This window comes from uncultured Neisseria sp. (assembly GCF_951230505.1).
Lineage (GTDB): Bacteria > Pseudomonadota > Gammaproteobacteria > Burkholderiales > Neisseriaceae > Neisseria.
In genome coordinates this window covers 1-7731 of the sequence record NZ_CATNVN010000086.1, presented here as the reverse complement: position 1 = coordinate 7731, position 7731 = coordinate 1, and the positions used below count along the sequence as shown (strand labels likewise).

8 protein-coding genes are annotated in these 7731 nt (G+C 44.7%); 3 read left to right on the top strand and 5 right to left on the bottom strand.

All coding sequences use genetic code 11. The features are described 5' to 3' along the window. The 5 genes from Q1M25_RS06525 to Q1M25_RS06505 all read right to left on the bottom strand — a co-directional run. Positions 1-707: peptidylprolyl isomerase (locus Q1M25_RS06525; protein WP_300483130.1), on the bottom strand; the 707-nt coding region annotated here is incomplete at its 3' end. Between the two features lie 44 nt (positions 708-751). Beyond that, a complete protein-coding gene (locus tag Q1M25_RS06520; RefSeq protein ID WP_300483128.1) occupies positions 752-1624 on the bottom strand; it encodes a peptidyl-prolyl cis-trans isomerase in 873 nt (290 codons plus the stop codon). 69 nt (positions 1625-1693) lie between these two features. Continuing rightward, the gene (locus tag Q1M25_RS06515) at positions 1694-1966 is read right to left on the bottom strand and encodes a BolA family transcriptional regulator (protein ID WP_070460214.1); all 273 of its coding nucleotides are present in this window, start codon (positions 1964-1966) and stop codon (positions 1694-1696) included. After that, positions 1963-2253, bottom strand: a complete 291-nt coding sequence (locus Q1M25_RS06510) for a YciI family protein (RefSeq protein WP_004519663.1) — start codon at positions 2251-2253, stop codon at positions 1963-1965. The genes Q1M25_RS06515 and Q1M25_RS06510 overlap by 4 nt, the downstream gene beginning before the upstream one ends. Then, on the bottom strand, positions 2253-2786 hold the full coding sequence (locus Q1M25_RS06505; protein ID WP_300483121.1) for a septation protein A: 534 nt from the start codon (positions 2784-2786) through the stop codon (positions 2253-2255). Before Q1M25_RS06505 ends, Q1M25_RS06510 begins: the two co-directional genes overlap by 1 nt. Before the next feature lie 353 nt (positions 2787-3139). Here Q1M25_RS06505 and Q1M25_RS06500 point away from each other — a divergent pair, with 353 nt between their 5' ends. The 3 genes from Q1M25_RS06500 (at position 3140) to porB (ending at position 7605) form a co-directional block, all read left to right on the top strand. Beyond that, positions 3140-5125, top strand: a complete 1986-nt coding sequence (locus tag Q1M25_RS06500) for a FimV/HubP family polar landmark protein (protein ID WP_300483133.1) — start codon at positions 3140-3142, stop codon at positions 5123-5125. Positions 5126-5356: 231 nt separating this feature from the next. Further along, positions 5357-6202 carry a tRNA pseudouridine(38-40) synthase TruA gene (gene truA / locus Q1M25_RS06495; protein WP_150537300.1) on the top strand — a complete coding sequence of 282 codons (846 nt, stop codon included), beginning with the start codon at positions 5357-5359 and terminating at the stop codon, positions 6200-6202. A 314-nt stretch (positions 6203-6516) separates the two neighbouring features. Beyond that, positions 6517-7605 carry a trimeric porin PorB gene (porB, locus tag Q1M25_RS06490; RefSeq protein ID WP_300483116.1) on the top strand — a complete coding sequence of 363 codons (1089 nt, stop codon included), beginning with the start codon at positions 6517-6519 and terminating at the stop codon, positions 7603-7605. Positions 7606-7731 lie beyond the last annotated feature (126 nt).

Genomic DNA, 7731 nt, shown 5'->3' with positions numbered 1-7731 from the left:
CGTTTGACAGCTTGGGCAAGCTGATTACGCACCAGTTCGAAAGGTTTGGCTTTAGGATCGCGTTCTACTGCACTGAGTTTAAACAGGTAAAAACGGTTTCCTATTACAACCGGTTCATGCGTTACATCGCCTCGGTTCATGTCGGCAAAAGCAACGGCCAGTTGGGGAGGAAGCTGTTGCGGAGAAATGAAGCCGTCAAATTCTTGTTCTGGGTTAGGATAGCGCTTCATCAGCTCTTCGAATGACAAGCCTTTGAGCAGCAGTTCTTGCGCGGCGCGTACTTCGTCGGCTGAGGCAAAGCTGACTTGTTGCAGCTTGATAATGCGTGTTTGCTGGTCGTAGAAACGGCGCAACTCGGCATCGTCAACTGCGGTTTGACGTTCTAGATAAGCAGCGTATTGGTTAGCATAGAACTCAGCTTCAACGTTTTTGAATTGATTCTGTACTTCCGCATCTTTGTCCAAACCAGCTTTGAAGGCTTCATTTTTCAAGATTTCCAAAGTCTGCAAGCGTGTAACCACATCTTTGCGGATTGCCTGACCATCGGGTTTGGCAGTTTGGTTGGGATGCTGGTCGGCCTGTCTCAATACTTCGGCAACCATGCTGTCGATGCGGGCGGGATCGATATCAGGTGCTTTGGCGGTTGCCAAACCGATCGTCGACAGGGCGAGGATAGCCAAAACGGCAGTTTTGGGCTTGATGTTCATGTGAGTTCCTTATTGCCCGCCGCTATCACGGCGGGCACGTTATATTATTTGTTGACTTTGATGCTGGCTTTTTTCAGCAATGATTGAATGGCCGCATCAACACGGGCTGCCTGTAAGTCGTTGCCAATCTCGTTTTTAGCGGCTTCGTAAGAAGGTACGGTAACGTTGCGACGGTCATTGACGTAGAAAACGGCGTACAGATTACCGTTTTGTAGCGGCGTTTTAGTGTACGCGCCTTTTTTCAGGTCTTTGACGGCTGCATAAAGCGGAGGTGCTGATTCTTGCAAATCTTTGAGCGGAACATAAGCTTTAGGGATACCGCCGGCTTTTTTGGCTGCTTCATCAATTGAGTATTGGTTCAATACCGAAACAAAGCTTTTTTTCGCGTCCAAATCGGCAATGGCTTTTTGGGCATTGCTGCTGCTGTCGGTTAAGATTTCGCCCAGTTGGACTTCCTGAGTACCTTTATAGAAGTTGCTGAAGTCGTTGTAAGCGGCTTTGACGTCTTTTTCTTGGACAGGATATTGACGGACGATATGCGCCGCGAAAGCTTGGCCTAACAAATCATTTTCGAAAACTGCCCATTCGGTTTTGAATGTGGCTTTTTTATCTGCACCTTGCTTGGCGGCATCGGCACGCGCTTGCTCCAATGCAGTTTTGAATTCAGCGCTTTGATCCAGTTTTAATTTTTTAGCTTCTTGGGTAACAACAGTGCTGATAACTTGGCGTTCAGTCAGCATTTGACGCAATTCAGGAGTGTCTTGAACGTTCGGGTTGCTGGCGCGTACGGAAGCAACTTGGTCATCGATAACGCTGCTGTCGATGGCTTGACCGTTGACGGTAACCAAAGCTTGGGCAAACAGGGTGCCGGAAGTCAGGGCAAGCATCAAGGTTGAAGCAAAGTAGGTTTTTTTCATCGTATTTCTCTTTTAAATTAATGATTGGAAGTGAATTAATGATTAGAAATCAAAGTTTGAGTAGTAATCTTAATGGAAGTATTCGTCCGGCGTGGCCGCTTTGATACTGAGTGCATGAATCAGGCCGTCTGAAAACAAGTCCTGCAAAAGCTGCTTAATCATACGTTGCCGCTGGAGGCGGCCAATGTTCTCAAATGCGTTGCTGACCACCACTATAGCGTAATGCCCGCCGCCTTTATTGCCGGCATGGCCGGCGTGCAGGTGGCTTTCATCTTCAAAATCGAAGAACTCAGGCTCAAGCGCCTGCAGGCGTTCCTCGATAATTTGACGCATATTGCTCATTTGAATACGGCTTTAAAGGGTTTAATCAATACTTCTGCGTATACGCCGGCATCGACGTAAGGGTCTTGTTCAGCCCATTCTTGTGCAGCGTCCAAAGATTCAAATTGAGCCACGATCAGGCTGCCGGAAACGCGTTCCGGATTGTCTGGTAGAGGATTGGGGCCGGCAGTCAGCAGACGGCCTTGCGCTTTCAATTCTTCCAAGCGTGCTAAATGAGCAGGGCGTGCTGCCATGCGTGCTTCGTGGACATCTTCGGCATCAGTAGCCAAAAGCATAAAATATTCCATTATTGATCCTCCTTAGACTGGAAACGCATCAGATACATGCCCTGTGCGATGGAAAAAATGATTGTGAAACCCAATGTGCCGAACAGTTTGTAATTGACCCATTGGTCTGGAAAATACGTAAAGACAAAGAGGTTGGCCGCACCCATAAAAATCAGGAAGCCAATCCATGCATAAGTCAGGCGTGTCCATGCAAAATCAGGGAGCTGCATTTCTTTGCCCATGACGGCTTTAAGCCCGTTTTTACCGGCAAGATGGCTAAACAGCATGACGATTGCGCCGATCCAAAACAGAACGGTCGGTTTCCACATGATGAAGCGGTTGTCTTTCAGCAGAATCGTTGCACCGCCAAAAAAGACAATCAAAATCAGGCTGATCCATTGCATGGTGTCCAGCTTGCGGTGTTTCCAAAAGGTCAGCGCAGCTTGGGCTATGCCGACTACAACCGCAACAGTCGTTGCGGCAATCATGTCTTTGGTGATGATGTATGTAATGAAAAATAAGAATACGGCGAATAAGTCGCTCAAAACTTTCATATGTTAATGATGAAACTAATTGAGTAAATGCTAATCATACAGGCAGATGTGTTTTTTTGCACCTTCCCTCATGACTTTAATGCCGCATATATTTATATAAAATATTTGTTTTGGGTTGGAGAAATTTGTAAAAAAGAAACACAAGTATGCAAAAGTAATAGATTTGCTAAGGAATTTTAGGCTGAATAGCCTCTATTGCTTGGCAGGAATGGGTTAAAAATATATCATGACGTAATATCTAGTAAATATATGGTTAAATGCGCGCACATTGGTTAGTACCATAATTTCCGAACAGGGGATCAGTTTTGAAAAAACATCACAATATTAAATTAATTACAGCTTCTATCGCTTTAATGACATCGCTCAGTGCCTCTGCAGGTTTGGGCGGCTTGAATGTTCAATCTCATTTGGGTGAGCCTTTTACAGGCAGTATCACTGTAACTGGCGAGGAAGCTCAGGCTCTGCTTAATGGCGGCAAGGCCACTATTTCAAATGGCAATTTGCGCGCAGCGGTACGCAAATCGGGCGATAAGGCAGTCGTTACCATCCGCTCTTCTAAAGCCATCAAAGATCCTGTTTTGGTTTTTCAAGTAGGTGTCGGCGCGCAATCGCGTGAATACACTGCTATTATCGATCCGGCCGGATATGATTCTAAAGATGCTGCATCTGTTCGTACTCGTCCGGCTGCTGAATCTCAATCCTCCGAGCCGACGCGCAATGCCCAACAGCCTGCAACGAAAAACAATAAAGCAGCAGGTAATCAAGCAATTCAAGCGCGTAAGGATGTGCAGCGTAAGGCTGAGAAAAAACAAGTTCAGACGGCCCCTGCTAAAAACGACACAGCTGCACGTTCAGGCAGACAGCATTTGGTGCGTACGGGTGAAACCCTGATTGCCATTGCGTCCAGCATCCGTCCGCAAGGTATGACCTTGGATCAAACCATTCAGGCTTTGGTAAATGCCAACCCGGATGTGTTTATCGATAATAATGCCAACCGTATGTTGGCAGGTAAGGTGCTGAATATTCCAAACCGTAGCGAATTGCAACGTTTGGCTGCTTCTGCTCCTGCTAAAACTAATACGGCAACAGAAAAAGCTAATGAAACCGCTAATACAACAGAGGCTAAAACAGAAAAACCTGTTGTTCAGCCTGAGACTCAAACTGAAGCCCAGGTTAAAGATGCTGGCGTAAATACACAGCAACAGGAAGAAGTGAAACAAGCTTCAGCTGAACAAACAGAACAAGCAGCATCTGCAGCTGTTAATGAAAATGCCGCATCGACTGTTCCTGCGTCCGATGTTCAAGACGTTATGGCTTCTGATGCTCAAGAGAACGTAGTGGCTTCCGAGCCTGTTGCAACCACTGATTCTGTCGCAGAGCAAACAGAAAGCGAATCAGACGGCAATTTATGGAAATGGTTATTGGCAGGCGGTGCCGCCCTTATTGCTGCTTGGTTGTTGTTGAAAGCTGCCGGTAAACGTAAAGACGAGCCGGAAGCGGCACCTGTAAGCCGTAAGGATGAAGAGAAGGCTGTACAGAAAAATGTTGCCGCTTCAGCTGCTGCGGTTGCTGCAACTAAAGTAACGCCGTCTGAAAAAACTCAAGACGGTCTGTTTATCGAAGATGATTTTGAAGATGATGTGGTTATCAATGAGGTAGAAGAATCTTCCAATATTGATGATGTCAAACTTGATTTGGGTAAGATTGACAATAGTCAGGCAGGTATTCTTTCAGGTGCAGTAACGCATGATGTTGAGACAGAGCAACGTCGCCATGCTGATTGGGACAATATCGAATCAACGGAAAGCGTGTACGAGCCTGAACCAGAAAATCCGTATCAGCCAGTATCTGTTGTTATGCCTGAACGTAAAGAAGAGCAGGTAAATACATTTGCTGAGTTTGATTTGGCGGCAGAGAAAAAGGTCTCCGAGTTAAGAAATGAAGAGCCACTTGAGTTTACGGTAGAAACCCCTGAAGCTTCAGGCGGCCATGCGGTGCCATTTGATGTCAAGCAAGATCAAGACTTGCAAATTCAAGAAACCAAAGAAGAAGTAGAGAAAGAAGAAGCTGCTTCTGAATTTGTGATTGAAGAAGGTGCATTGGAATGGGGAGCTGAAGATGTTTCAGTAGCCGCCGATAAAAGCAATAGTGAAAGAGGCTTTGTTTCAGAATCAGTCGGTATGACTGCACCGTTTGAAGCCAAATATGATTTGGCTAAGATGTATATCGAAATCGGTGATCCTGAAGCGGCTCGAGAAACATTGCAAGGGCTGATTGAGGAGGCTGAAGGCGATATTCTATATAAAGCTCAAAAACTGATGAAAGAACTTGGCGCATAAGTGTCAGTCAAATGAAGATGCCGTTTCAGACGGCATCTTTTTTATGGTAAATTTAAAAATGAGATTTGAGCCGAATCCATTTTTAGATATGACAGTATTGCATGGCAGTTCTATGGTGGACGAAGATAAGGGCCGTCTGAAATACATGATGAGAGGCGTGCGATGATCACGCCTTTTAATATTTGTTATTTGAGCGTGGACAGCAATATCAATTTATAAGAAGTATTAAAAATGACCGAACAAACGAATACAACAGGACGTTCCGTTCAGCGTTGGGCTTTAATCCTATCTTATGACGGAAGCTGTTTTTATGGCTGGCAAAAACAGGCTGGAGATTTACCGACTGTTCAGACGGCCGTAGAGCAGGCGTTGTCTTTAATAGCAGGGGAGCAGATTAATACGATTGTTGCAGGAAGGACGGATACGGGTGTGCATGCGACAGCTCAGGTCGTACACTTTGATACATCTGTAGGCCGTCCGGAGCAAGCGTGGGTGCGTGGAGTCAATGCGCATTTGCCTGACGGTGTGGCTGTATTGCTTGCACAAAAAGTTGCACCGCATTTTAATGCCCGATTTGATGCTTATGGTCGGCATTACCGTTATTTGCTGGAATCATCTCCGGTTCGCTCTCCGTTGTTGGTCGGCAGGGTGGGGTGGACGCATTTGAAATTAAATTTAAATCTAATGAGGCAGGCTGCTGCTTTATTGGAGGGTGAGCATGACTTCTCTAGCTTTCGTGCGGCTGAGTGCCAGGCAAAATCGCCTATAAAAACGCTGTATAGGGCAAGTATTAGTGGGAATCCTCGTTATTTGTGCCTTGATTTGCATGGAAATGCATTCTTGCATCATATGGTGCGCAATATCATGGGCGCATTGGTATATGTAGGAAGTGGCAGAATCAGTGTGGATGAATTTCAGTCAATCTTTCATGCAAGAAGCAGATTGAAAGCGCCTCCGACTTTTATGTCTGACGGCCTGTATTTGACAGGCGTTGATTATCCTGATGAGTTTGGGGTGGTAAAACTGCCTCTGCCTGAGTGGATGGATGTTTCGGGTAATGTTTTTCAGACGGCCTAATTGACGGATTGTTGGTATAAAAGCAACAAAATAGCGTGATTGATGTGTAAATTAATAAAGTGTTGTAAAAATGCACAACTGCTTTTAAAAGAAATTTATCATTGATTTTAAATAATAAATTTCCTTTTTTTGGGCTGTGTTTACCTTTGTTGGGTTTCAAGGGTGGTGGGGGTGGATTGAATAAAGTTTGTTTTTTTAGAGAGGAGCAATTATAGTAACAGTCATGGAATCGCTGATTCCAGCGATAATGTAAGCCTAAGCGGATTGTCCGGTCTGCTTAAGTTATTTCTTCACAATAGAAAAGGAATACAGCAATGAAAAAATCTCTGATTGCTCTGACTTTGGCAGCTCTGCCTGTTGCGGCTATGGCTGATGTGACTCTATACGGTCAAATCAAAGCCGGCGTAGAAGTTTCTCAACAAAAGTTGAAAAAAAATGGTGTAAGCACTAAGAAAAAAGTTGCTACAGAAATTGCTGATTACGGTTCTCGCATCGGCTTCAAGGGTCACGAGCACTTGGGTAACAACCTGAACGCTATCTGGCAAGTTGAACAAAACACTTCTATCGCCGGTGGTGACTCTGGTTTCGCTAATCGCGAATCTTTTATCGGTTTGGAAGGCGGTTTCGGTAAAGTTCGTGCCGGTAACCTGAATACTACTCTGAAAGACAGCAGCGACAGCATTGACCCATGGGAATCTAGTGATGCTAACTCTGATGTTTTGCAATTAGGTCACTTAAAACGTGTAGATTCTCGTAAAGTATCTGTACGTTATGACTCTCCTGTATTCGCCGGTTTTAGTGCAAGCGTGCAATATCAACCTCGTGATAATGCAAATCCTAGCAATAAATATGAGCATAATCGTGTGCATGGTGATGCATACTATGCTGGTTTGAATTATGAAAATTCTGGCTTCTTTGCTCGTTATGCGGGTTCTTTTGCTAAACATGCTTTGGCAACCGACGCTGATGGTAAGGTTGTAAATGCTCCTTTGGCTAATGGTACTGCTACTGGTGATTTGAAAGATCGTCAGGTTCATCGTGTAGTTGCTGGCTATGATGCAAACAATCTGTTGGTTGCTGTTGCTGCTCAACACGATGCATCTAAAAATGGTGATGCTAGCAATGCTAACTATGGTAAGAAAAACAAGCAAACTGAAGTTGCCGCTACTGCTGCTTACAGCTTCGGCAATGTAACTCCTCGTGTTTCTTATGCTCATGGTTTCAAACTTACCGCTAATGGTAAAAAACTTGACCGTACTTACGATCAAGTTATCGTTGGTGCTGATTACGACTTCTCTAAACGCACTTCTGCCTTGTTGTCAGCTGGTTGGTTGAAAGAAAAAGAAGGTAGTAATAAATACGAGAAAACTGCTGGTACTGTTGGCCTGCGTCACAAATTCTAATCTGACTTAAGATTAGTCTGAAAAAGAGCCTGTTTTATACAGGCTCTTTTTGTTTGTGTGGAAAATATATTTTGTTTTGAAAGAATGGAAGGTTAAAGTTTTTAGATTATTTTCAGACGGCCTATT

Excerpts from the sequence above, each read along its gene's own strand:
- Q1M25_RS06520 (WP_300483128.1), bottom strand. The coding sequence starts at position 1,624 with ATGAAAAAAACCTACTTTGCTTCAACCTTGATGCTTGCCCTGACTTCC.
- Q1M25_RS06515 (WP_070460214.1), bottom strand. The coding sequence starts at position 1,966 with ATGAGCAATATGCGTCAAATTATCGAGGAACGCCTGCAGGCGCTTGAG.
- Q1M25_RS06510 (WP_004519663.1), bottom strand. The coding sequence starts at position 2,253 with ATGGAATATTTTATGCTTTTGGCTACTGATGCCGAAGATGTCCACGAA.
- Q1M25_RS06505 (WP_300483121.1), bottom strand. The coding sequence starts at position 2,786 with ATGAAAGTTTTGAGCGACTTATTCGCCGTATTCTTATTTTTCATTACA.
- Q1M25_RS06500 (WP_300483133.1), top strand. The coding sequence starts at position 3,140 with ATGACATCGCTCAGTGCCTCTGCAGGTTTGGGCGGCTTGAATGTTCAA.
- truA (WP_150537300.1), top strand. The coding sequence starts at position 5,357 with ATGACCGAACAAACGAATACAACAGGACGTTCCGTTCAGCGTTGGGCT.
- porB (WP_300483116.1), top strand. The coding sequence starts at position 6,517 with ATGAAAAAATCTCTGATTGCTCTGACTTTGGCAGCTCTGCCTGTTGCG.